Source organism: Sphingobium aquiterrae, from assembly GCF_037154135.1.
GTDB classification, from domain to species: Bacteria; Pseudomonadota; Alphaproteobacteria; order Sphingomonadales; family Sphingomonadaceae; genus Sphingobium; species Sphingobium aquiterrae.
In genome coordinates, this window is sequence record NZ_JBANFL010000017.1 from 24,247 (window position 1) to 46,659 (window position 22,413).

The window sequence follows — 22,413 nt, forward strand, 5'->3', positions numbered from 1 at the left end:
TTGACACCAGGGACATGCTGGCCCTATTTGATCAACACACACGTTGACAGAGACAATGTCTCGGTCCGAAGCGTTCAAAGGAATATCTATGCTAGAAACCGAGGATCTCGACGACCTGTTGAGCGACGAAGCCATCAGCAGTCCCGCGACCTATTACCGTAAGCTCCGCGAGCGCGATCCCGTCTACTGGAACAAGCGATGGAACGGCTGGATCGTCACCAGCTATGACGAGGTCACGGCGGGCTATCGCGACAACAAGCGGCTTTCTTCCGACCGTTTTTCAGGGCCGTTCGGCGCGGAAGTGCGCCAGGCCGGCGAAGGGACGGCGCTGCTCGAATTCCTGTCGCACATGTTCTTCTTCAAGGATCCGCCTTATCATACGCGGATGCGCAGCCTGGTCTTCAAGGCGTTCACCCCGCGCAGCGTCGAGATCGTGCGCGAGCGGGCGCGGAATCTTGTGCGCGATCTGGTCGAACCGCTTCGCGGCAAGGATGAGGTCGAATTCCTGACCGATTTCGCCTTCCACCTTCCGGTCATCGTGATCGCGGAATATCTGGGCGTCCCCAGCGACCGGCGCTACGAGGTCCGCGATTGGTCGGACGATCTGGCCGCCGTCATCTTCGTTAGTGGCGACGACGAAAACCGCATGCAGCGGGCGGAACAGGCGCTGCATCGGGCGCATGAATTCCTGTCCCCCGTGATCGCGGAACGGCGTGCAAATCCCAGGGAGGACCTGATCAGTGCGCTGATCTTCGCCGAGCATGAAGGTCAGCGGCTTTCCGAAGAAGAGGTCATTGCCAACATCATCCTGATGGTCTTCGCCGGCCATGAAACCACGATGAACCTGCTTTCGAACAGCATCGTCGCGTTCGACAGCTTTCCCGACCAGTGGCAGTTGCTGCGCGAGGATCCCTCCCTGATGCGCTCCACGATCGAGGAGTGCCTGCGCTTCGACGGACCCATTCGCGGACTTGGGCGTTGGGCGACCGAAGATTTTGAATTTGGCGGGCACGCTATAAAGCGCATGGACCGGGTACTTCTGGTGCAGCATGCCGCCAATCGGGATCCCAAGGCTTTCGACGATCCCGACCGGCTGGACATAAGCCGCTGGCCCAACAAGCATGCGGCCTTCGGACAAGGTATCCACACCTGTTTGGGCGCGCCTCTGGCACGTCTTGAAATGCAGGAGGCTCTGCGCTTCCTGAGCCAGGAATTCTCGCGGATCGAGGTCGTGCAGGACGATCTTCGCTATAATCGCACGATGGTGTCGCGCAGCCTGAAGGGCCTGAAGGTCAAGTTTCACGATGCCTGACGCGCCTTCGCCCGCCCTGCCCCGCGCCGAGATCGACCATGCGCTATGCGTCGGCGTCGGCGAATGTATCCGCATTGCCCCGCATGCCTTCCGATACAACAAGGAACGGCTGGCGATCTTCAAGGGCAAGGGTGAGGGTTACACCGCGCAACAATTGCAGGAGGCCGCGGATTGTTGTCCGATGCAGGCCATCCATCTGCTGGACGAAGCGATCGAATAGCCGCTGCAGCCTCAATCCGCGCCACGGACCGCGCGGAATGTCGCGCGGATATCTGCAACGATGGCCGCGGGATTCTGGAAATGCGCGAAGTGCCCGCCTTTCTCATGCGCGGCGGCATGAACGATGTTATATTGCGCGCCGCGTGGGCTGTGCCGGAAGCGCGCGACCACCCGTTCGAGATCCACGCCTTCGGGCAGGTCTCCCGCCAGCATCGTGACGCCCGTGGGCGCTTCGACCAGCGGATGCCTGCCGTGGGAAGGCCGCCACGGTTCCAGTCCCGCATTGGCGTAGAAGCGCAACGACGAAGGAAGGCTTTCGTTCAGCCAGTAGAGCGTTGCATTGGCCAGCATCTGGTTCTTCGTCAGCGCGGAAACGCCTTCCCCCGATGTGCCATCCCAACTGCACCAGCGCTGAAACAGCCAGGCGAGCATGCCCATGGGCGAATCGTTGAGCCCATAAGCCAAGGTATCGGGCTCGATCATATGCACCGCGAGGTGGCTGGCGAAGCGACGTTCATATCGCAGCGCGGCCTCGCTCGGCGATGGGCCGCCGGAGATTCTCGCTCGCCACGGATGGCCCGTGCTGAACATGCCGAGCGGGACAGCCTGACTCAGATGGATGGCGATGATCTGCCACGCATATTTATGACCCAGTTGCGCGGAGACGAACGCCCCCCAATCCCCTCCCGCGGCACCATAGCGATCATATCCAAGGACATCCGTCATCAGCCGGTGCCACAGATCCGCCGTTCTCCAGAAGTTGCCTCCCGCCGGAGCCGCCGGCGTGGAAAATCCGAATCCCGGCAGGGACGGCACGATGAGGTCGAACGCATCCGATTCCCTTCCACCGTGACTCGACGGATCGGTGAGCGGTGCGAACAGCCTGCGCATGTCCCAGAATGTCCAGGGCCACCCATGCGTCAGGATCAAGGGCGTCGCGCGCGGGTTGCCGCTGCGGACATGGATATAATGGATGCATTGGCCGTCGATCGTAGTGCGATAATGGTCGTGGCGATTGATCGCGGCCTGCATCCTGTCCCAGCTGAACGCGTCGAGCCAATATTCCACCAGCGCACGCAGCGCAGCTTGGTCCACGCCATAGGCGCCGGCCGGCCCCGCCGGCATATCGAGCCACCGGGTCTGGCGCAGCCGTGTCCGCAATGCACGATCGTCGAGCGAGACGACGAAGCGGTCAGTCATCGGGATGCCTGCCGCACTGCCCTGAGGGGCGGGAGAAACAGGCCCGAACCTGCCGTCGGCCCGAGCCTAAGCAGCGCGTCCGAAAGCCGAGCAATCGAAACATAGGCCATCCCGAAATGTCTTGGTCTGCGCTGCAATATATAGGCGGTGCGACCATCCAGTCAACAAAGGTGTTGACTGACATTGCGGAGTTTTGCATTAGTCTAGCCGGCAAGTCGATGCGTGACGCCAAGACCAGACAGACCCGCAAAATGCGGGCGGCTTAGATATCCATGATCAATGGAGGGGAGGATTTATGTCTAAATTCAAACGATATTTCCGTTGCGGCGTCGCCGTCGGAACAACCATCGCGGCATTGGCCGCCGGTTCCCAGGCGTGGGCTCAACAGCGCGCGGGCAATGAGCCCCAGTCGGACCCGAATGCCGCTGCGGATCAGGCCAGTGGCCTGAACGACATCATCGTCACGGCGCAGCGGCGCGAGTCCAGCGTGCAGGCCACGCCGATCGCGATCACCGCCCTCGGCGGCGACAGCCTGCAGAAAAACCAGGCCGTGAATATCGAGAGCTTCGCTGACAGTATCCCCAATGTGACGTTCGGCAAGAACACCGGCAGCGCCAAGATCTTCATCCGCGGCGTCGGCTTGGACGCCATTACGCCCGGGGCCGATCCGCGCGTCGCCATCTATACCGACGGCATCTACCAGCCGCGATCGCAGGCAGCGTTCACCGGGCTGTTCGATCTGGAGCGCATCGAAGTCCTGGCCGGCCCGCAGGGCACGCTCTACGGCCGGAACGCGACCGCGGGCGCGATCAACTTCATTTCGCGCAAGCCGGGCGACGTCCTGAACGGATATGGATCGCTGACGGTCGGCAATTACGGATTGATGCGTGGCGAAGCCGCGCTGGGCGGGCCCCTGTCCAACACTGTCGGCTTTCGACTGGCGGTGCAGCGGTCGGTTCGCCAGGGCTACGGCAAGATGATCGATACCGGCCTCGATATCGATGACGAGGATTCGACCGGCCTGCGCGGCAAGATCACGTTCGAGCCGTCCAGCAGTTTCGACGCGACCATTATAGCCGATTATTATAAATCGGACGATCATAACAATGGCCTTCATGTGCTTGATCTTTCGCCGGGCCATGCGCCGACGCCGTCGACCTTCAACTTTCCCGGTGAAAATTATGTCTATGCGCAAAATCCCCGCGATCTGGGAGGACTTCGCCCCGAGAACCATATCGAAGCCTATGGCGTCTCGCTCGAAGCAAATCTCCACCTCGGCGATATCGCGACGCTGACCTCCCTCAGCGGGTGGCGCAAGTTCAGCCAGAACGGCGTCTACGATGCCGATCAAACGACGTTCATGGGCACCCCTGCCCCGATCCGCGAGAAATCCGAAAGCTGGAGCCAGGAACTCCGGCTGACCGGCAAAGTGGGAATCGTCGATTTCCTGCTGGGCGGCTATTATTTCAAGGAGGACAATTTCGCGGGCATCGAGCCGACCATTCGTGGGCGCCTGGTCGACGTGATCCTGGGCGGCAACGGGTCGGGCGCGGCCTATGAGGCGGCGATCGGGCTCCCCTTCCAGCCTTTCGCCTATTATCGTGGGCCGGGCTATGGCGGCAACCAGACCACCAAAGCCTGGTCGCTCTTCACCCAGGAAACGGTCAATATCACCGACAAGCTGGGTGTCGATATCGGCCTGCGCTACAGTCATGAATCGCGATCGATCGACGAATATAATGAATTCGATCCTGTCAACACGACATCGGCGATCCAGGACCTGCTGTACACGCCGAACCCGGCGTTCACGTCCTTCCTCAGCCAGAGTGTGACCTACACCTCGTTCGATCCGAAGTTCACTATCCACTATCAGCCCAACAAGGATACGCTGCTCTATGCGACCTTCTCGCAAGGGTTCAAGAGCGGCGGGTTCAATGCGGGATTCCTCAGCCCGGCCTTTTCGCCGGAGAAGCTGCGTTCCTATGAAGCGGGCGTGAAAACCGATCTGTTCGACCGGCGGTTTCGCGCGAATATCGCTGCCTTTTACTATGATTACAGCAATCTTCAGGTCAATATCACCGAAGGCATTCAGCTCATCACGCGCAACGCCGCCAAGGCGAGCCTGTACGGGCTCGAGGGGCAATTCACCTTCCTACCGGTCGATGATTTGCGCCTTACCCTCAATACGTCCTACCTGCATTCGGAATATAAGAAATATATCACCCCCAACCCCCGGCTTCCGGGTCAGGGCGATCCCGGCGTGACATTACCGGCGACCGGCGCGCCCGCCTTCGATCTGTCCGGCAATCAGCTCGCCTATGCGCCCAAATACAAGCTGGACGGCGAGATCGCCTATACCATCCACGGCGGCGCATGGGATATCACGCCGCGCGCCAGCGCGACCTATACGTCGCGAACCTATTTCAACCAGTTCGAGGAGTCCTTCGTTTCGCAGCCGCATTATACCAAGGTCGATCTCTACCTCGACCTGGAGAACAAGGACTGGAATCTTTCCGTCACGGCCTTCGTGCATAACCTGACCAATAAATTCTATACGACGTCGGGCACGGTATCGTCCGACTTCCTGGGATATCAGGTCGTCGGCTCGCCGGGCGCTCCGCGCACCTATGGCGTAACGGCGATCAAGCGCTTTTGATCGCAAAGACCATATCGGGGCACGTAACGGATCGACGTTGCGTGCCCCTTCGCTTTTTAGGAGAGTGCAATGATCAAGGTGATGGTGGCCGGCAAGCGCAAGGAAGGCATGACCCGGGACGAGCATCATTTTCATGCTCTTACCGTGCATGCCAAGCTGGTGGAGACCTGTCCCGGATTCTGGCAGCATTGCCACCGCTATGTGCAGAACCACATCATCGGCCAGGTCGATTTCAATAGCGGCCAGATGATGCCGGACGGGCAGTCGGACTATGATGTCCTGTCGGAATTCTGGTTCGATTCGATCGAGGTCGCCATGAAAGCCTGGGGCAGCGACGATTATTTCCGCATCCTGCGCCCGGACGAGGAAAAAATCTCCAATCCGGGCGCGCCCTATCTCATGATCTTCATGACCGAGCATGTCATTGGCGGATCGAACCCGCTGATGGCCGGCAAGACGATCTGAACCTCATCCGGCGCGCGCCTATTGCTCCACTTTCGCCCCGCGAAGGCGGGCGGCGCGCGACCGGATATACTGGCGGATCGCTTCGCGTTCCGGGTTGGAGAAATTGTCGAATTTCGGCATCCCGGCCAGCGACAGGGCGCCGTCATGGACGATGCTGCGGAACAGGGACGGATCGGTCACGATCGACGATGTCCGCAGATCCGGCGCGCCGCCGCCGGCGATGACGCCCGCGCCATGGCAATAGGCACATGAGCCGGCGAACAAGGCCGCACCCGCAGCTTCCTGTGGCAAAGCAGGCCTATATCCCCGGTCTTCGATCGCGCGGATAGAAGGCGACGCCGATGCTTTGGGCAATGTGGCCGCGCCATCCAGCGCGAATGTCAGCACGCGGCGCATCTGGGTGCGATATTGCCAGCCATAGGCCGCCGACAGCGCGCCCATGGCGCCGGCGCCGCCGCCAAAGCCGGCGATCACGGTCACATATTGTTTTCCCCCGGCACGATAGCTGATGGGGGAAGCGACGACGCCGTTTTGCGCATCGAAACGCCATAGCGCCTTTCCGCTGTCGGCGGCGTAAGCGACGAAGACGCCGTCGGCCCGGCCCTGGAACACGAGATTTCCCGCCGTCGCCATGACACCGCCATTGACCGGGCTTGGCAACGGAACTTCCCACAAGGGCCGCTGCGTGGCCGGGTCCCAAGCCTGGAGCGCGCCCAGATTGCCGGTCGGCGCCACGCCATCGAATTCGAGCAGCGGATCGACCCCCGAATTCATCACGCCGGGCCTTGGGCGCCAGTTTTTGATGTCGGTCTTCCTGTCGCTATAATATCCGGGAAGGCGGCTGGTCGGAATGAAGACCCGCCTCGCCTTCGGATCGAACGCCATCGGATACCAGTTATGCGCGCCGAGCGGTCCAGGCCAAACCAGCGCGGAGCCGCCGGGATAGCGGGCTTGCGGATCTTCTACAGGCCTGCCCGATGCGATGTCGATGCGGCTCGCCCAGTTCACCTTCGCGATCGGTTCGGCCGAGATCAATTTGCCGGTGTCGCGGTCGATGACATAGAAAAAGCCGTTCTTGGGCGCATGGAGCAGCACGCGGCGCGGCCGACCGCCGATGGGCAGGGTCGCCAAGCCGATGTCCATGGCCGAGTTGTAGTCCCAGGTTTCTCCCGGATTGGTCTGGTAGTGCCATAGATACCGGCCGGTGGCCGCGTCGAGCGCGACGATGGCGCACAGGAACAGATTGTCGCCGCCGCCCGGGCTGCGTATTTTCTGGTTCCAGGGGCCGCCATTCCCGGTGCCGATATAGATGCGATCGAGTTCCGGGTCATAGGTGATGGCGTTCCACACCGTCCCGCCGCCGCCCAGCTTGTAATAGTCCCCCTTCCAGGTCGCGGCGGCGAGCCTGGTCGTCTGGTCCTTGTCCTTCGCGGGATCGCCAGGCACCGTGTAGAAGCGCCACAGGAGCTTGCCGGTGCCGGTATCATAAGCACTGACATAGCCGCGGATATGGGCATAGTCCGCGCCCCCATGGCCGATGATGACGCGGCCTTTGAACACCCTGGGGGCGCCGGTGATATATCGGCCGTCCCCCGGCGTCGTGGTTTGCGCGGTCCATACCGGCCGGCCGGTCCTGGCGTCCACGGCGATCAGTCGGCCATCCTGGGTTCCGACGAACAGGCGACCGTCCCACCAGGCGAGGCCCCGGATACCCCAGCCGGTACGCAGCACGTCGGCGCCCGTCTGCGCGACCTGGGGATCATATTCCCAGAGCAGACGTCCCGTCTTTCCGTCCAGTGCGCGGACGACGCTGAGCCCGGTGGCGATATAGACGGTGCCGCCGACCGCCAAAGGCTGGCTGGCGACGCTAACCGAGGGCGGCAGATCGAAATACCATGCGAGCTTGAGCCGCGCGGCATTCGCGTCGGTAATGCCGGTTAGCGGGCTATAATGGCTTTCGTCATAGGTGCGGCCGTAGGCCGGCCAGTTCGACCCGTCGTCCGTGCCGGCGAGCATGGCCGTGGCGGCGTCGCTCACGGTATCGCCCCTGTGCGGACTGCATCCACACAGCGTGGCCAGCGCCAAGCCCGATACGGCAAGCAGGCTGGCGCATGATTTCACAGACCGTGACGATGTCATGATTACCAGGGAATCGCCGATTGATGCACCTGGACGACGTAGAAATTGATGCTGCCCGGCTCGACGAAATTCTTTTCGTCTTCCATGATCTGTCCGCCGATCTTCTCATCGAACAGCGCATCCATCTGCTTGCGGGCCGCCTCTTCCGATTCATAGAAGACTTCGCTGATGACATCGAAAGGCGCTTCTTTCGACGCTTCGCCGCGATCGTCACCGATATAGTCGTAAAAAGGGTGCTGGGTGAGGATATAGTTACGGCGATGCAGATAGGTGGGCGGCATGATGCGCCTGGCGAGGGCAAGATGCTTCGTGTCGTAATATTCGATGAATTCCTCCATCGAAACGCCCGTCTTTCGCTTGAAGGTGATCATGAGCTTGAACATCGAAAACTCCTGCGAATATATCTCAGTCGATGATGGAAACGCCGGGGATATGGACGAAATCCTCCCCCAATGTCGCGAGGATATATTCTGCGGCACCCGCCGACATATATATCCGCTCCCCCTCCAGCTTCATGCCCTTGAGCGTGAAGATGGAGAGATAGCGCAGTTGTCGTTCCCGTCCGTCGGCGCCGGTCATGCACAGGTCGTCGCGCGTCACCATGGAGTCGGTGCCGATCCAGATCACATCGCAAGGCGCATCAAGATCGCCGAGATTCCCGGACGTGTCCGTGATGCGAAAGGTCGCTGATCCAGGGGCAGACGCGCCCAGCATCCGCACATAGAATTCGCGAACCGCTTCGAGACCCTGCATGCGGTAGTTGAGGGGGAAAAGCTCGTAATAGGGGTCATCGCACAGCGTCGCCATCACTGCGTCCACATCCCCTGCGCGTTCGGCGGCGCCATGTTCGAAGAACAGGCGCAGCAAAATCTGTTCGCGGTGGCGTTCTGGAACCTTGCCGGACATTTTACCCCTCCCATCGGACGGTTCGCGCATTTGCCGCGTAACCTTGTGGATGCAGCATATGGCGCCCTGCTTGCCTGTCAACATCAATGTTGATAGATAGCCCGTCATAAGGAAGCGTCGGACAGTCAGGGCCCAGGTCGCGTCCGTTGAAAGGAGATCGACGTTGCTCCCACCGGAATCGCGGATCGAAACCATATTCTGGCCATCCTGCATCATGGACAGGCCCATTTTCGCGCAACTTGCCGTGGCCGCCGCGGGCGAGTTCGATTCATTGGCCGTGGCGCCCGCAGCGATATTGGCTGCACGGGCGCAAGGGGCAAGTGTGCAGGACATCAGGCAGCGCGCGGACGATCTGGGCGTCCGCTTCACCTTTCTGGACGGCGTGTCGGGCTGGTTGCCCAAATGGTATCCGACGCAGGGCGATCCCGAATTCTGCGCGTCCATCCGCCAGCGCTTCGCCATCGATACCGAAGAGGCACTGGCGCTGGGGGCGGAACTGGGCATGACCGCTGTCGTGGCGGTGGGCGCCTTCGACCCCGGCGCGCTGCATCGGGATGTGCAGGTCGAATGTTTCGACGCTTTTTGCCGGTTGGCGGCGAAGCATGGCATGCGCACATCGCTGGAGTTCATACCCTTTTGGGGCATTCCCGAACTGGGCGATGCCTGGGATATTCTCTCCAAGGCCGCTTATCCCGGCGCGGGGCTGGTGCTCGACACCTGGCACATGCAGCGTGGCGGTCAGGATTTTCGGCGCGACCTGGCATTGCTCGGAGAGATCGCAGCCAGTTGCCCGTTCGACGTCCAACTCGCCGATGCTTGCCGGGGCACCGGTTGGAAAAATCTCATAGCCGACGTCGCCTTTCGCGGCTTCGCGGGAGACGGGTCGCTGGACGTCGCGCGAATGGTGAAGCCGCTTGCCGCGAGCGGCGCATTGAAGACGATCGGCCCGGAGGTGTTCGGGCATGAGATCGCGGCCTTGTCCTTGGACGATCTGGGCCGGCGCGGCGGCGAAACCACGCAGCTTGTGCTGGCGGCCACCCGGCCCCCCCCCCCCCCCCCAGCCAGGCTTGATATCTAATCAACACATACGTTGACAATCCCATTTTGATCCCGCAATTGGTCGTTATGCCATTTAGAAGCATGGCCGTATCGAAATACCCTGTCAGGGCGCCTGCTGGCGCCAGGGTGTGACGGTCCACGTCGGAGCATGGGAGCGAAATGTGAGCAGTGAGATACTGACGCCCGAAGACCGCATCAGCATTCCGGGCCTGTGGGATTTCGAATATACCTATTTCGCCGGCGACACCGCCAGCCGCTTTTTCCACCGGCTGCGCGACGATGGCGCGATCTTCGGCCGCAAATGCCCCTCCTGCAAGCGCGTACTGGTTCCGGCCCGGTCCTATTGCGACGCCTGCTATGTCGAGACCGAGGACTGGGTGGAGGTCGGGCCGGAAGGCGTCTTGGATATTTTCAGCATCGTCGCGACGCAGTTTCCCGGACTGCCCCCGCCCCCGTTCATCATGGCCTATGTCACCCTGGACGGTGCGGATACGGCGCTGCTCAACCATGTCACCGGCACAGACCTGTCCGATATCGACGCGGCCGCCTACAGCCTGATGAAGCGCCCACGCGTGCGCGCCAAATTCAAGGACGATCGCGAAGCCAGGATCACCGATTTCCATTTCGAGATCATCGAATGACGATGCGCACGGAGCATGCCTCGCTTTCCCCGATCGCTTGCTTTCCATCTGTTCGAAGCAGATCCCAAGGCACCAGCGGACAGATGAAGACGGTATGACGGTCATGGAAATCGAAAGAGATCGGGAGGATGTCCGTGATCTGATAGCGGACACGGCGAACGGAATTTTCGCCGCGATCGGTCCGCTCGCGAGCGATGCGGCGCGAAGCGCCGGTGAATCCGTGTCCTGGTTTGCGAGCGGCTGGGATATGCTCGTCGAAAATGGCTTCGTGCAAGCCATGCGGAGCGAGGACGAAGGCGGTGTCGGCGTTGCCGCCGCGCTGATGATCGTCCGCCTCAGCGGCGCCGCGGCGCTCAATCTGCCACTCGCCGAAGCGATGGGGGCCGACTGGCTGCTCGCGAGCGCCGGGTTACCTCCCGCCGGAAAGCCTACGGTGTTTGCGTCGGGGCCACTCGCATTCACCGGGGTCGATGCCGATATTCGCCTTTCCGGGACGATCCATGACGTCGCCTGGGGCCGCATGTGCGACCTGGTTTGCATGGGACAGTTGGATGGACAGGCGGTGATCACCACGCTGCTTCGGGATGACATCGTCGTGACCGAAGCGCTGAACATGGCGGACGAACCGCGAGACAGCATCACCCTCGATATCGTGATCGACCCGGAAGCCATCGCGCCTCTGCCGGACGGCTTCGGCCCAGCCACGCCTCAGCGGCTGGGCGCCGTGCTGCGCGCCGCCCAGCTTGCCGGCGCGGCCCAGGCGGCGGTCGATATGACGATCGGCTATTCGACCGAAAGAAAACAGTTCGGTCGCGCCCTCTCCCGTTTCCAGGCGGTCCAGCAGTTGGTGGCCGTGATGGCGGGAGAAGCGACGGCGGCCACGGTCGCGGTCGATCTGGCGGCCACGGCGCTGGCAGCGGGGCTGCCGATGGAAGCGGTAGCAGCTGCCAAGATCCGGTCTAGCGAAGCGGCGGGCAAGATCGCCGCGGCGGCCCACCAGATCCACGGCGCGATCGGCTTCACGCGCGAACATGCCCTCCAGTTGCTGACCCGCCGGCTCTGGAGCTGGCGCAACGAATTCGGCACCGAATTCGAATGGGCAACCGCCCTCGGCCGCTCGCTGGCGGCAAGGCCAGAGGCCCTGTGGCCCGCGATCACGGATTTTTGAACCCATGCGCGCAGCAAATTTCCCTTTCTTCGCCGAGCATCCCCGCGCGGACGAATTGCGAACCGAGGTTCGCGCCTTTCTCGATCGGGAAATCGCCGATCGTAAGCCGGCAGAGCGCGCGGAAACCTGGACAGGCGCCGATCCGGATTTCAGCCGGAAGCTGGGCGCACAGGGCTGGTTGGGAATGACCTGGCCGAAACAATATGGCGGGCACGAGCGGAGCGGATTGGAGCGCCTCGTCGTGATCGAGGAGCTTCTCGCGGCCGGCGCGCCGGTGGCGGCCCATTGGATCGCCGACCGGCAGAGCGGCCCTTCCCTGTTGCGTTTCGGAACGGACGAGCAGCGGCAGCGGATCCTGCCTGCGATAGCGCGCGGCGAATGCTATTTCTGCATCGGCATGAGCGAGCCGGATGCGGGATCGGACCTCGCCGCAGTAAGGACCCGAGCGGTCAGGGAGGCGGGCGGCTATCGGATCAACGGCACCAAATTATGGACCACCAACGGCCATCTGGCCCATTACATGATCCTTCTGGCGCGCACCGGCGCTTCGGACGAAGCGCGCCATGAGGGGCTCAGCCAGTTTCTCGTCGACCTGAAGACCCCCGGTATCACCGTCCGCCCGATCCATGTGCCGTCGGGCAAGCATGAGTTCAACGAGGTCCATTTCGACGATGCGCTGCTTCCCGGAGATGCGCTGCTGGGCAAGGAGGGCAACGGCTGGAATCAGGTGATGAGCGAGCTGGCGCATGAGCGCAGCGGACCGGAACGGTTCCTGTCGTCGTTCATGCTGATGTCGGAGCTGGCACGCGCGTCCGGACCTGATATGTCCGAAAAGGCGGCTGAGACGCTCGGCCGCCTGTCCGCGCATGTCGCGGTGCTTCGTTTGATGTCGCGCTCGGTCGCCGGGCAGTTGTCGCGCGGCGACGATCCCTCGCTCCAGGCCGTCATCGTCAAGGATCTGGGCGCGGTGCTGGAGCAGGAGATTCCCGAGATCGGCCGTGGCATCGGCGATCCCGCGATCAAGGGCGATCCCGATTTCCAAGCGGTCCTGACCTATCTCACCCTCAATGCGCCTTCCTTCTCGCTGCGCGGCGGCACGCGGGAAATCCTGCGCGGCATCATCGCGCGCGGCCTGGGCCTTCGCTGAACAACCTGCCCGAGGAATTTTTATGAGCGAACTGGTATTGGTCGAGAGAGACGGTCCGATCGCCGTCGTGACGCTGAACAACCCGGCGCTGCGCAACCCGATTTCCGACATCGACATGATCGAAGCGCTGACCGCAAGGCTCGAAGAGGTCGATCGCGATCCGGACATCCGTTGCGTCATATTGGCAGCGGCCGGGCCGACCTTCAGCTCGGGCGGCAATCTCACCAAGATCGGCCAGCCGGGGGAGTTGGGAGGCGGTTCGCCGGTCGAAACGCCGGCAGGCTACAAGGCAGGCATCCAGCGCATCCCGATCCTGTTCGAAAAAATGGAGGTGCCCGTCATCGCCGCCGTCCAGGGTGCCGCCGTAGGCGCAGGCTGCGACCTTGCCTGCATGTGCGATATCCGCATAGCGGCGGACACGGCCCGCTTTGCGGAAAGCTTCGTGAAGCTGGGCCTCATCCCCGGCGACGGCGGCGCGTGGCTCCTGCCCCGCGTGGTGGGCTTTTCCAAAGCCTGCGAGATGGCGTTCACGGGCGAATTCATCGATGCGGCGGACGCTCTGGCCTGCGGGCTGGTCTCGCGGGTCGTGCCCGAGGCGGAGTTGCTGGACGCGGCTCGCGACCTCGCCAATCGTATCGCCGCCAACCCCCCTCACGCCGTTCGCATGGCCAAGCGGCTGATGCACCAGGCCCGCCACCAGAGGCTGGACGAACATCTGGAGACCGCAGCCGCCTATCAGGCGCTCGCCCATACGACGGCCGATCATCGGGAAGCCATCGCCGCATTCCGCGATAAGCGCAGGCCGCAGTTCACCGGTCTATGAGCGCGACGCTGGTCGATCTGTCCCCCTTCCTTCGGCCCGGCGACTCCGTCATCTGGGGTCAGGGCACCGGCGAGCCGCTCACCCTGACCGAATCGCTCGTGGCGCAGCGTGCCGAGCTGGGGCCGCTTTCGGTCTTCGTAGGCGCCTGTTTCTCCCAGACGCTCCAGCCCGCTCATGCCGATCATCTCACCATCGGCAGCTATGGCACGCTGGGCACGACCAGGCCGCTGGCTGCTGCGGGCATGCTGGAGATTTATCCCATCCATATATCGCGCATCGCGCGCGCCATCGACGACGGGCAGATCGGTTGCGACGTGGCGCTTGTGCAGTTGAGCCCCAAAGGCCCCAATGGCAGACACAGCCTCGGTCCGATCAACGACTATATGCGCAACGCGATGCGCAAAGCCCGCATCGTCGTTGCGGAGGTCAATGCCGCCATACCCTGGACCTATGGACGGGAACTGCCTGACCTCGACAATCTGGCGATGACGGTGGAGACTGATCGGCGGCCGGCCGAACTGGCTTCGCGCCCGCCTTCCGCCATCGAATCGGCGATCGCGGCGAATGTTGCCGGCATCGTGCCTGACGGGGCTACGCTGCAGGTCGGTATCGGCGGCACCATCGACGCATTGCTCACCCGGCTGATGGATCGCCGGAATCTGGGCATTCATTCGGGCACGATCGGCGATTCGATACTCGACCTGATCGAAGCGGGCGTCATCACGAACGCCGACAAGCCCATCGATCGCGGGGTCACCGTCACCGGGTCGCTATTCGGCACTATGCGGCTGTTGAGGGCGGCCGGTAATAACAAGGCATTCCGGATCGAGCCGTTCGACTATACCCACCTGGCGGCTACGACCTCCCAGATACCCAATCTGGTCGCGATCAATTCGGCGATCGAGGTGGACATCACCGGCCAGGTGAATGCCGAAGTCACCAACGGCACCTATATCGGCGGCGTCGGTGGCCAGATCGATTTCATGCATGCCGCCAACGGCGCCGCACAGGGCTGCGCGATCATCGCCCTGCCCTCCACCGCTGCACGCGGCGCGATCAGCCGGATATTGGGCAGGGTCGATAACGTCACCTGCGCGCGGTCCGATGTCGACTACATCGTCACCGAACATGGCGTGGCGGACCTGCGCGGCCAGCCCATGCGGGCAAGAATGCGGCGGATGATCGAGATAGCCGATCCTGCATTCCGCGAGACTTTGGAACGGCAGGGGTTCGACAGGCTGAAGCAGGGGTTTTGACTGCTACCGCATCCCAGCTTCAGTCCGCTTTGGCGGCTATGCCGTTCAATATCGCGTCCGCGAAAATGGCGCCTATGTCGCCGCCCGACACACCCTTGGCCGGCTGGAACCATCTATGGCTCCAGGATACCATTCCGATAATCGCATTGGCGATCAGACGGACCTGATCCTCAGGGACGGTGAGCGATCCGTCATCCATTCCTTGCCGGATGATGCCCCTGACACCGTCGTCGAACCGCTTTTGCAGCGCGATCATCATCCGGTTCCATTCCGTGCTGTCGTCGAGGTGCGCCATGGGCTCCTGAACATAGACGAACAGATAAGGATAATGTTTTTCGTAGGATTCCATGAGCCGCGTGATCAGGCAGCGAAGTTTTCCCACCGATGGAATCTTATCCGCGTAAAGATGTTCGACCATCTCGACATTGCTCAGGACCGCTTCGGCAACGACATCCTGAAAAAGCTCATCTTTCCCCGATGTGTAATAGTAGAGAGACGCCCGGTCCTTGCCGATTTCCTCCGCAATATCCTGCAGTTTCGCTGCCTGGAAACCCTTGCGCCGGAAAACCCGCGCCGCAGCGTGAATCAACTCCTCCCGGCGTATCCGATAGTCGGGATCGTCAGTCGTCCGCGCGAGCGCGCGGCGCTGAGCAATATCGCTGATTGCTGCCATCCGCCCCTTCTAGTCCCAAATCCAACTGGTTTTGCGCGGCTCAGCATAGCGCCGTGCAAGGACGGAATGCAATATATACCGTCCTAATCTCCGACCGGTTCCCAGCGGGTCGCCGAAGCAAGGGCGTTCAAAGGCATCGAATTGCGATCCGGCATCAATCCTTCGAGCGACGCCTTTATTTCCAGCGCAAGGAACCGCGAATTCAACCGGGCTTCCAGAATGGCCCCTCCCATCAGCCATAGTCCCTGCTGCGGCGTGCGCGTCCACATGTTGCGGATATTGTCATTCTCATCGAAGCCCCAGACTGGGCCGAGGCGGTCGGCGACATCGTCCCCAAGCAGGCGGCGCACCATTTCCGACATGCTTTCAAAGCCAGTCGCCTGCACGACCAGATCGAGCGGGATCGTCCGCCCGTCCTTCATAAGCAGTCCATCGGGCACGAACCGTTCGATATCCTCATACTGGACAAGCCCGACATCGCCATCGATCAGGAGTTCCGCACAACCCACGTCGATATAATATCCGCCGGCGCCGCGCAGATACAGTAGTTGGAAGCCCGTCTGGTCTTGCCCCGTATGGGTCTTGAAGCCGATGGCATTGAGCTTGCCGACGAGGTCCCGGTCATATTCGTCGGTCTTCTTCGTGATCCATTTATAGGAATCGAGAAGCATGTCGTGCGGAAGCGCGGCCACCATGAGGTCGGTGTCCTCGACCGGCGTCTCGTCCGAATAGATGGAATAGCTGATGACCGCGCTCGGCTCCAGGCTCAGCACACAGGTGGGGCCGCGCTGCATGATTGAAACCGATTTCGCACCGCTCACATACAGATCCTGGGCGATGTCATGGCCGCTATTGCCGGTGCCGATCACGATGGCGCTGCGGCCCTTATAATCCATGCCCGTGCGGAACTCGCCGGAATGGACCACCTCCCCCGCGAAACTGGACAGGCCCGGCATGTCCGGCTTCTTGGGCAGGCCGCCGGACACCCCCGTGGCAATGACCAGATGCCGGACGCGCATGACACGGTGATCGCCACCCGAAAGTCTGACGGTGACCGTCCACATCTGTTCGCCTTCATCGAAATGCGCGGCTTCCAGCTCCGTCGACGTCCAGACGTTGAGTTCCATGAATTTGGCGTAGGATTCCAGCCAATCGCCCAGCATGTCCTTTGGCAGCCATACCGGCCAGCTGGTGGGAAACGGCATATAGGGGAAATGATTGGCCGTGAGCTTGTTATGCAAGGTCAGATTATTGTATCGGCCGCGCCAGACATCGCCAATGCGCTCGGACTTGTCGATGATCAGCGCATCGACACCCATCTGCCGGAGCCTGGCGCCCAGGATGAGGCCACCCTGCCCTGCGCCCACGACCAGCACTTCCGGATCGCGATCGGCGAATTCCTGTTCCCGGGCACGTTGCTGCGCCCAGCTTACCGGGCTCTCGATCTTGGAGAAATGCTCGCCGGAGGGGCGGCGGACGCCGACCTTATCCTCAAATCCCCGCAGTTCCTGAAGGGTGGTCAGCAAGATCCAGGCCCGCGGCCGAAAAGGCATATCGCTGTCGAACTGGTCGCTGTCGTTGATCAGCCGGGCAAAGCCCGCCCCCGTACCGAACGCGGTATCGAATGCGAACCATGCCTCGATGACGTCCCTGCCGGATCGGCGGGCGAAGCGTGGCGCAGTCCGATCCAGGGCAAGCCGCAAATTGCGCGGGCTCGCCAGCGCGGCCGTCGCAGCGAAGCCATCGCCGATCGCCTTGCGCCCCGCAAATGTCGGACGCTCCCAAGAGAAAGACAGAATATCGCGCCAATATCCGTCTTCCACGAACAACGCCGCAAAATCGGCACCGTTTCGTGCCTCCAAGGCCACCGACAGACGCGCCAGCCAATCGTCGAACAACTGCTCGGCCCCCAATGCCTGAGAGGAATGAATTCCGAGACTTTTCTGAGACACGCTTTCCCTCCTTCTGTCGGGTGCGCCACTGTTCAAGACACCCGAAACCTTCTGGGAAACCGCATTATGTGACGCTGTCGACTTAGTCAACGCACGTGTTGATAGATCGGTTTTTTTCGAAGGAACTTTCACGGCAGCTCCACGAAATCCGCTGGGCGATAGGCCCGTTCCGCACGCTCGGGCTGGAAGGAATAGCAGACGCCACTCATCCCCGGCGTATCCGCGGCGCGGTGGCGCGGAGCCGAATAACGACGGCTGCGGAAGACATAGATCGCGCGGCGAAGGATGAGTCCGGCCTCGACCAGATCCGGGTCCGACCGGACCGCGTCCGACCAGAAGGATCGTCCTTCGGTAAAATGTCCTTCAAATGGCCCCGGGGACAGGACGAGCCCGTCCTTGAGCACCCAATCAAGCAATAATGCACGATCGCGCTCCAACTGCGCCACGACGACTTCGCGTCGTTCGTCGTAATGAATATTCGCTTGATAGCGGCGCATGCCGCCCCGCCCGACTTGCGCGATAGCCACCCTGGCCAGGTCCAGCATGTGCGTGCATTGCTGCGATTGGTCGACGAGGACGCGCGACCCCATGGCGACCGACGTTCCGTTCAATTGAGACAATTGCCCCACCGCGCCGGGACAGGTTATCCACGGGACGCGGATCGCATGCCCCGTCACATCCGTGACCATGTCGCCGTCATGATGGATGGTGACGACGAAATGATGGACATTGTCCACGATCTCCGCATCCACGCGCCCTTCGGAAGTTCGCAAGGTGATGTCGCGCCAGAATGGCAGGCAGTCGTCGCGCAATTTCATGATGTTCGGCCTTCTTTTCCTCTGGGGAGTTAATCGCTTTCAGGCCAATTATCAACGTTCACGTTGACTAAACAATCGCTGCTCTTTAATTCGGGTCCACGCTAGACGATGCAGCGGCGCTCGCTGCCGCTATGACGGGAGAGGAGCAGCATGGCGCCATCAATCCAGGCCCCCGTGACGCCGTGCGTCCCATCGTGACCGAGCCTGCCGCCCTGCCCGACGCGAACAGCTTCGCCGTCCAGCGCGCACGACTGTCCGACGGCACCGAACTGGCCTTCGTTCGTGAAGGCAAGGGCGGAGTCCCCTTGTTGATGCTGCACGGCTGGCCAAGTACGAAGCGCATATTCTATCGCAATATCGGCCCGCTTGCCGCAGCGGGTTTCGAAGTGATCGCGCCGGACGCGAGCGGCTGGGGGGATTCACCGGCGTCTCCGCATGGCTATCCCGACCCGGTGCGCTCGACATTCCAGTTTGCCGAATTGATGGCATCGTTGGGCCATGATCGATGGGTGCTGGCGGCGTTCGATTTCGGATCGTTCACCGCCCTGGATATGACGACCCGCTTTCCGGCCAGGATCATCCGTCAATTGCTGTGGAACCCGATGGTGCCCCTTCTGCCGGAGGCCTATGATCGCGCCGGATGCGGAGGCAACCTGATGCAGGAAAATCTCTCCCTCTCCAGCCACATCACCGATCATGGAGCGGACCCCGACGCCTTTGCGGCCCGGTTTGCCGATGACGCGGCACGCGCGGCCTATGTTCGAGGCTTCTACCAGGGACGGGTCTGGCGAACGGGCGGTCCACGGCTCAATCTGGCCGGCGAAGGAAATTTCGACGACAGTGCCGCCGCGTTCCACGCCGCACCCTTCGCCTCCGCAGAGACTTTCCGCGCCTCCATCAACTATTATGCGGCACTGCTGCACCCGGACAAATTCTTTGCCGAGCCCATGATCACGCTAAAGGTCGGCGCGGAGACGATGTTCCTCTACGGGACGGCCGACCAGATCATCGGACCCATCGTCACGCGAAGGGCGGAGGTTGCCTATGAACGGCTGGTCGGCCCGTTCCTGGTGGATGGCGGCGGCCATTTCCTGTGCTGGGAAAGGCCCGCCGTCGTGAATGGTGCGCTGCGCTGCCTCTGCCGCGACATCCTGCCAGGACACGGGTCATGAAGTATAAGCGCCTGGGGGCATCGGGCCTGTTCGTGTCGGAATATTGCCTGGGCACGCCGGGCTTCGTAGCCGAGGGCTCCGATGGCGTCCGCCTGAAGACCGCGGCGCAAGAAAGCCCGTCTCGCGCGATCCTCGAAGCAGCGATCGATCGCGGCGTCAACTTCATCGACACGGCCGATTATTACGGCCTGGGTCAATCGGAAGAGATTATCGGCCGGGTGCTGGGAAAGCGCCGGCGCGATGTTATCATCGCCACGAAGGCGGGCTTGCGCGTCGGTCCGTCCCTGATGGACGCGGGCTTGTCGCGCCGGCATATCATCGCCAGCGTGGAAAACAGCCTCAAGCGGCTGGGAAGCGACTGGATCGACCTGTTCATCGTGCATCGCACCGATCCATATACGCCGCTGGAAGAAACGCTCCGCGCACTGGACGACGTAGTCCGCGCGGGCAAGGTTCGCTATATCGGCTATTCCAACTGGCCCGCCTGGCTGGCCGCGAAGGCCATCGGGCTGCAACGGGAAAATGGCTGGGCGCGCTTCATCGTCGCCCAGATGTATTATTCGCTGCTCGGCCGGGAGATCGAACAGGAGACGATCCCGTTCGCGCAGGATGCCGGCATTGCGATCATGGCCTGGAGTCCGCTGGCGAACGGTTTTCTGACCGGCAAATATACGCGCGCGGAGCCACATGGACATGGCGGGCGCCTGGCGCATTTCACGCTGGGGCCGCTTGATCGCGAGAAGGGATATGCCGTCGTTGACGTGCTGCGGGAGGTCGCGGACAAACATGGCGCGAGCCCGGCGCAGGTCGCGCTCGCGTGGACCGCCCGGCAGGCCGCGGTGGCATCCGTGCTGATCGGCGTGAGCAGCCTGGACCAGCTGAAATCCAACCTGCCCCAAAGAGCCGTGGCGCTGGACGATCGGGACCTGGCGCAGCTCGATGCGGTCTCGGCCATCCCCGAAGGCTATCCCGGCTGGTATAACAGCATGACCGAGGACCCCGCCTTCGAAAAGGCCCTGCTGGGGCAATTCGATCCCGCCGCGACGCCCATCGGCATGGACGCCTATCCACGCTTTTACCTGGGCAAGGATCAGAACTGAGTAAGTCGCCAAGTCAGGAGAATATGCATGGCCCAACCGATCATCGACGACAGTGCCGTTTCATCGTTCGAAACCGGGATCATCGTCCGCAATATCGAGGAAATGCTGCATTTCTACATCGATCTGCTGGGCTTTGAACCCTATGGCGAAGTCAAGCTGGACTTCGTGCATGTGCGTGGCTTCAAATTCGGCAACACGATTCTGAAGCTGACCTATTTCTTCGAGCCGGTCGAGGGACCGCCGGTCGAAGGCTTCGCACCCGGCCTGCGCTATATCACCTTGCGGGTCACCAATATCAGGGATGCCTATGACAGCCTGATCGCCGCGGGGTACAAGCCATGGCTGGTCCTGGAAACGGCCACGACCGCGCGCGGCGTGCAATATCAGCATTGCGGGGTCTTCGATCCCGACGGCAATTTCGTGGAGATGGTCCAGGGCGAATCCTATTCCCCACCCTCCCCGGAATTTCGCGAGACATAAGGCGTTGGCACGTCCGGTCCGGTCGGCCGATCGGGACGTCCCAGGCCCTTCCGGGTCAAAGCATGATACGGCCGATATCGAGGTCCATCATCACCTTGCCGTACAGTTCGGACATATTCTCGATATCGAGGCCGCCATGCGTGCGCAGCACGTTGAGGTCGCGGAAATAGCGCTGCAACGGACAGGCGTCACGGAATGAGTCGCCCCCTGCGCCATGCATGACGTCATTCATGCCATCGCACGCCATTTTGGTCATATAGGAAGAGCGCATGCGCAATTCCGCGCGCTCGACCGGCGCCAGATGACGGTCGAGGGCCACGACCTTGCGCGCGGCATCACGCGCGAGCGTATCGAGCGTATCGGCCAGCGCATAGGCGCGGCCCGCCCGCATCTGCGCTGCCGGCTTCTCCGCGTAACTCTGCCCGGTATAGCTTTGAACGCGGGCGGTCATGATCCTGTTGAAATGGTCCACCCCACCCCGGAACGCCCCGGCAATCACAGGCATCACCTCGAAACTCAGCGCCGTGGTGACCGGCAATCTGTAGAGGGGATTGGCATGGATACGGCCGCCGGGATGGGTCCCGTCCATCAGCTGCAGAAAGGAGACGGCATGGTGATCCGGAACGAACAGTTCGTTCACTTCCACATCGTTGCTGCCCGTCCCCTGCATGCCCGCAATGTGCCATGTATCGATCACCGTCACCTTGTCGCGGGGTACGCAGAACATATAGGGATGAGGCTCCTTGCCGTCGTCGCTCACGATGCCGGTGAAGAACACCCAGTCGGCGTGCATCACGCCCGAACTCCAGGCCTGGCGTCCCGAAATTTCGAAGCCCCCGGGCATGCGCCTGCCCCTGGCGGTGGGCGCGACCTGGCCGGAACTCAACGCAAAGGAACTGGCGGCGAAGACCTCCTCCTGCGACTTTTCCGGGAAAACCGCATGCAGCCAGTTGTGGCCGATGTAGAAGGACGTGACCCACCCGGTCGATGGGCAGGCCGCCGCGATCAGCAGGCACACTTCGGTCATCGTATCGACGTGAAGCTCGTACCCGCCGAAGCGTTTCGGCGAGAGCATCTTGTAAATGCCGGCATCCGCCAGATCCTGGATGGTCTCGTCCAGGGGCGCGCGATTTTCCGCGGTGCGGGCCGCCCGCGCGGCAATGACCGGCTGCAGTTCGCGGGCACGGCCGATCAACTCGTCTGCGATATCCATATATTTTGACCTCT

At 62.0% G+C, this 22,413-nt stretch carries 21 protein-coding genes; 13 read left to right on the forward strand and 8 right to left on the reverse strand.

Annotation, left to right across the window (positions count from 1 at the left end; all coding sequences use genetic code 11):
• Nucleotides 1-88: 88 nt before the first annotated feature.
• Both WFP78_RS17400 and WFP78_RS17405 read left to right on the forward strand, forming a co-directional pair.
• Nucleotides 89-1,312 carry a cytochrome P450 gene (locus WFP78_RS17400; RefSeq protein WP_336965228.1) on the forward strand — a complete coding sequence of 408 codons (1,224 nt, stop codon included), beginning with the start codon at nucleotides 89-91 and terminating at the stop codon, nucleotides 1,310-1,312.
• Complete coding sequence (locus WFP78_RS17405; protein ID WP_336965231.1) at nucleotides 1,305-1,532, forward strand: ferredoxin; 228 nt, start codon at nucleotides 1,305-1,307, stop codon at nucleotides 1,530-1,532. Before WFP78_RS17400 ends, WFP78_RS17405 begins: the two co-directional genes overlap by 8 nt.
• An 11-nt stretch (nucleotides 1,533-1,543) precedes the next feature.
• Here WFP78_RS17405 and WFP78_RS17410 read toward each other — a convergent pair whose 3' ends face one another.
• Nucleotides 1,544-2,731 carry an epoxide hydrolase family protein gene (locus WFP78_RS17410; protein ID WP_336965233.1) on the reverse strand — a complete coding sequence of 396 codons (1,188 nt, stop codon included), beginning with the start codon at nucleotides 2,729-2,731 and terminating at the stop codon, nucleotides 1,544-1,546.
• A 295-nt stretch (nucleotides 2,732-3,026) separates the two neighbouring features.
• On the opposite strand from WFP78_RS17410, the gene WFP78_RS17415 reads away from it, so the two are divergent.
• On the forward strand, nucleotides 3,027-5,387 hold the full coding sequence (locus WFP78_RS17415) for a TonB-dependent receptor (protein WP_336965236.1): 2,361 nt from the start codon (nucleotides 3,027-3,029) through the stop codon (nucleotides 5,385-5,387).
• 69 nt (nucleotides 5,388-5,456) lie between these two features.
• On the forward strand, nucleotides 5,457-5,852 hold the full coding sequence (locus WFP78_RS17420; RefSeq protein ID WP_336965239.1) for an EthD domain-containing protein: 396 nt from the start codon (nucleotides 5,457-5,459) through the stop codon (nucleotides 5,850-5,852).
• A gap of 18 nt (nucleotides 5,853-5,870) precedes the next feature.
• Here WFP78_RS17420 and WFP78_RS17425 read toward each other — a convergent pair whose 3' ends face one another.
• From WFP78_RS17425 to WFP78_RS17435, 3 genes are all read right to left on the reverse strand, one after another.
• Entirely contained in the window at nucleotides 5,871-7,889 is a 2,019-nt protein-coding gene (locus tag WFP78_RS17425; protein ID WP_336965240.1) for a PQQ-dependent dehydrogenase, methanol/ethanol family, read from the reverse strand.
• Nucleotides 7,890-7,993: 104 nt separating this feature from the next.
• A complete protein-coding gene (locus tag WFP78_RS17430; protein WP_336965242.1) occupies nucleotides 7,994-8,374 on the reverse strand; it encodes an EthD domain-containing protein in 381 nt (126 codons plus the stop codon).
• Nucleotides 8,375-8,396: 22 nt separating this feature from the next.
• The gene (locus WFP78_RS17435; protein ID WP_336965245.1) at nucleotides 8,397-8,897 is read right to left on the reverse strand and encodes a nuclear transport factor 2 family protein; all 501 of its coding nucleotides are present in this window, start codon (nucleotides 8,895-8,897) and stop codon (nucleotides 8,397-8,399) included.
• A gap of 214 nt (nucleotides 8,898-9,111) precedes the next feature.
• On the opposite strand from WFP78_RS17435, the gene WFP78_RS17440 reads away from it, so the two are divergent.
• The 6 genes from WFP78_RS17440 (at nucleotide 9,112) to WFP78_RS17465 (ending at nucleotide 14,991) form a co-directional block, all read left to right on the forward strand.
• Entirely contained in the window at nucleotides 9,112-9,975 is an 864-nt protein-coding gene (locus WFP78_RS17440; RefSeq protein WP_336965248.1) for a sugar phosphate isomerase/epimerase family protein, read from the forward strand.
• Between the two features lie 142 nt (nucleotides 9,976-10,117).
• Nucleotides 10,118-10,597 (forward strand): Zn-ribbon domain-containing OB-fold protein, encoded by a 480-nt coding sequence (locus WFP78_RS17445; RefSeq protein WP_336965250.1) that lies wholly within the window; start codon nucleotides 10,118-10,120, stop codon nucleotides 10,595-10,597.
• A gap of 103 nt (nucleotides 10,598-10,700) precedes the next feature.
• Entirely contained in the window at nucleotides 10,701-11,765 is a 1,065-nt protein-coding gene (locus tag WFP78_RS17450; RefSeq protein WP_336965253.1) for an acyl-CoA dehydrogenase family protein, read from the forward strand.
• 4 nt (nucleotides 11,766-11,769) lie between these two features.
• Complete coding sequence (locus WFP78_RS17455) at nucleotides 11,770-12,912, forward strand: acyl-CoA dehydrogenase family protein (protein ID WP_336965257.1); 1,143 nt, start codon at nucleotides 11,770-11,772, stop codon at nucleotides 12,910-12,912.
• Between the two features lie 22 nt (nucleotides 12,913-12,934).
• Nucleotides 12,935-13,735, forward strand: a complete 801-nt coding sequence (locus WFP78_RS17460; protein WP_336965260.1) for a crotonase/enoyl-CoA hydratase family protein — start codon at nucleotides 12,935-12,937, stop codon at nucleotides 13,733-13,735.
• Nucleotides 13,732-14,991 (forward strand): acetyl-CoA hydrolase/transferase family protein, encoded by a 1,260-nt coding sequence (locus tag WFP78_RS17465; RefSeq protein ID WP_336965262.1) that lies wholly within the window; start codon nucleotides 13,732-13,734, stop codon nucleotides 14,989-14,991. The genes WFP78_RS17460 and WFP78_RS17465 overlap by 4 nt, the downstream gene beginning before the upstream one ends.
• A gap of 19 nt (nucleotides 14,992-15,010) precedes the next feature.
• Here WFP78_RS17465 and WFP78_RS17470 read toward each other — a convergent pair whose 3' ends face one another.
• The 3 genes from WFP78_RS17470 to WFP78_RS17480 all read right to left on the reverse strand — a co-directional run bounded on the left by WFP78_RS17470 (nucleotide 15,011) and on the right by WFP78_RS17480 (nucleotide 18,434).
• On the reverse strand, nucleotides 15,011-15,664 hold the full coding sequence (locus WFP78_RS17470) for a TetR/AcrR family transcriptional regulator (RefSeq protein ID WP_336965265.1): 654 nt from the start codon (nucleotides 15,662-15,664) through the stop codon (nucleotides 15,011-15,013).
• A gap of 83 nt (nucleotides 15,665-15,747) precedes the next feature.
• On the reverse strand, nucleotides 15,748-17,616 hold the full coding sequence (locus WFP78_RS17475; protein WP_336965268.1) for a flavin-containing monooxygenase: 1,869 nt from the start codon (nucleotides 17,614-17,616) through the stop codon (nucleotides 15,748-15,750).
• Nucleotides 17,617-17,744: 128 nt separating this feature from the next.
• Nucleotides 17,745-18,434, reverse strand: a complete 690-nt coding sequence (locus tag WFP78_RS17480) for a DUF2889 domain-containing protein (protein ID WP_336965270.1) — start codon at nucleotides 18,432-18,434, stop codon at nucleotides 17,745-17,747.
• 194 nt (nucleotides 18,435-18,628) lie between these two features.
• Here WFP78_RS17480 and WFP78_RS17485 point away from each other — a divergent pair, with 194 nt between their 5' ends.
• Genes WFP78_RS17485 through WFP78_RS17495 form a run of 3 tightly spaced genes read left to right on the forward strand, consistent with a single transcriptional unit; the run spans nucleotide 18,629 to nucleotide 21,186 of the window.
• A complete protein-coding gene (locus WFP78_RS17485) occupies nucleotides 18,629-19,606 on the forward strand; it encodes an alpha/beta fold hydrolase (RefSeq protein WP_336965274.1) in 978 nt (325 codons plus the stop codon).
• Complete coding sequence (locus tag WFP78_RS17490; protein ID WP_336965277.1) at nucleotides 19,603-20,706, forward strand: aldo/keto reductase; 1,104 nt, start codon at nucleotides 19,603-19,605, stop codon at nucleotides 20,704-20,706. The genes WFP78_RS17485 and WFP78_RS17490 overlap by 4 nt, the downstream gene beginning before the upstream one ends.
• 27 nt (nucleotides 20,707-20,733) lie before the next feature.
• Entirely contained in the window at nucleotides 20,734-21,186 is a 453-nt protein-coding gene (locus WFP78_RS17495; RefSeq protein WP_336965280.1) for a VOC family protein, read from the forward strand.
• A 55-nt stretch (nucleotides 21,187-21,241) separates the two neighbouring features.
• On the opposite strand, the gene WFP78_RS17500 is transcribed toward WFP78_RS17495, so the two are convergent.
• On the reverse strand, nucleotides 21,242-22,399 hold the full coding sequence (locus WFP78_RS17500) for an acyl-CoA dehydrogenase family protein (RefSeq protein ID WP_336965282.1): 1,158 nt from the start codon (nucleotides 22,397-22,399) through the stop codon (nucleotides 21,242-21,244).
• Nucleotides 22,400-22,413: the final 14 nt, after the last annotated feature.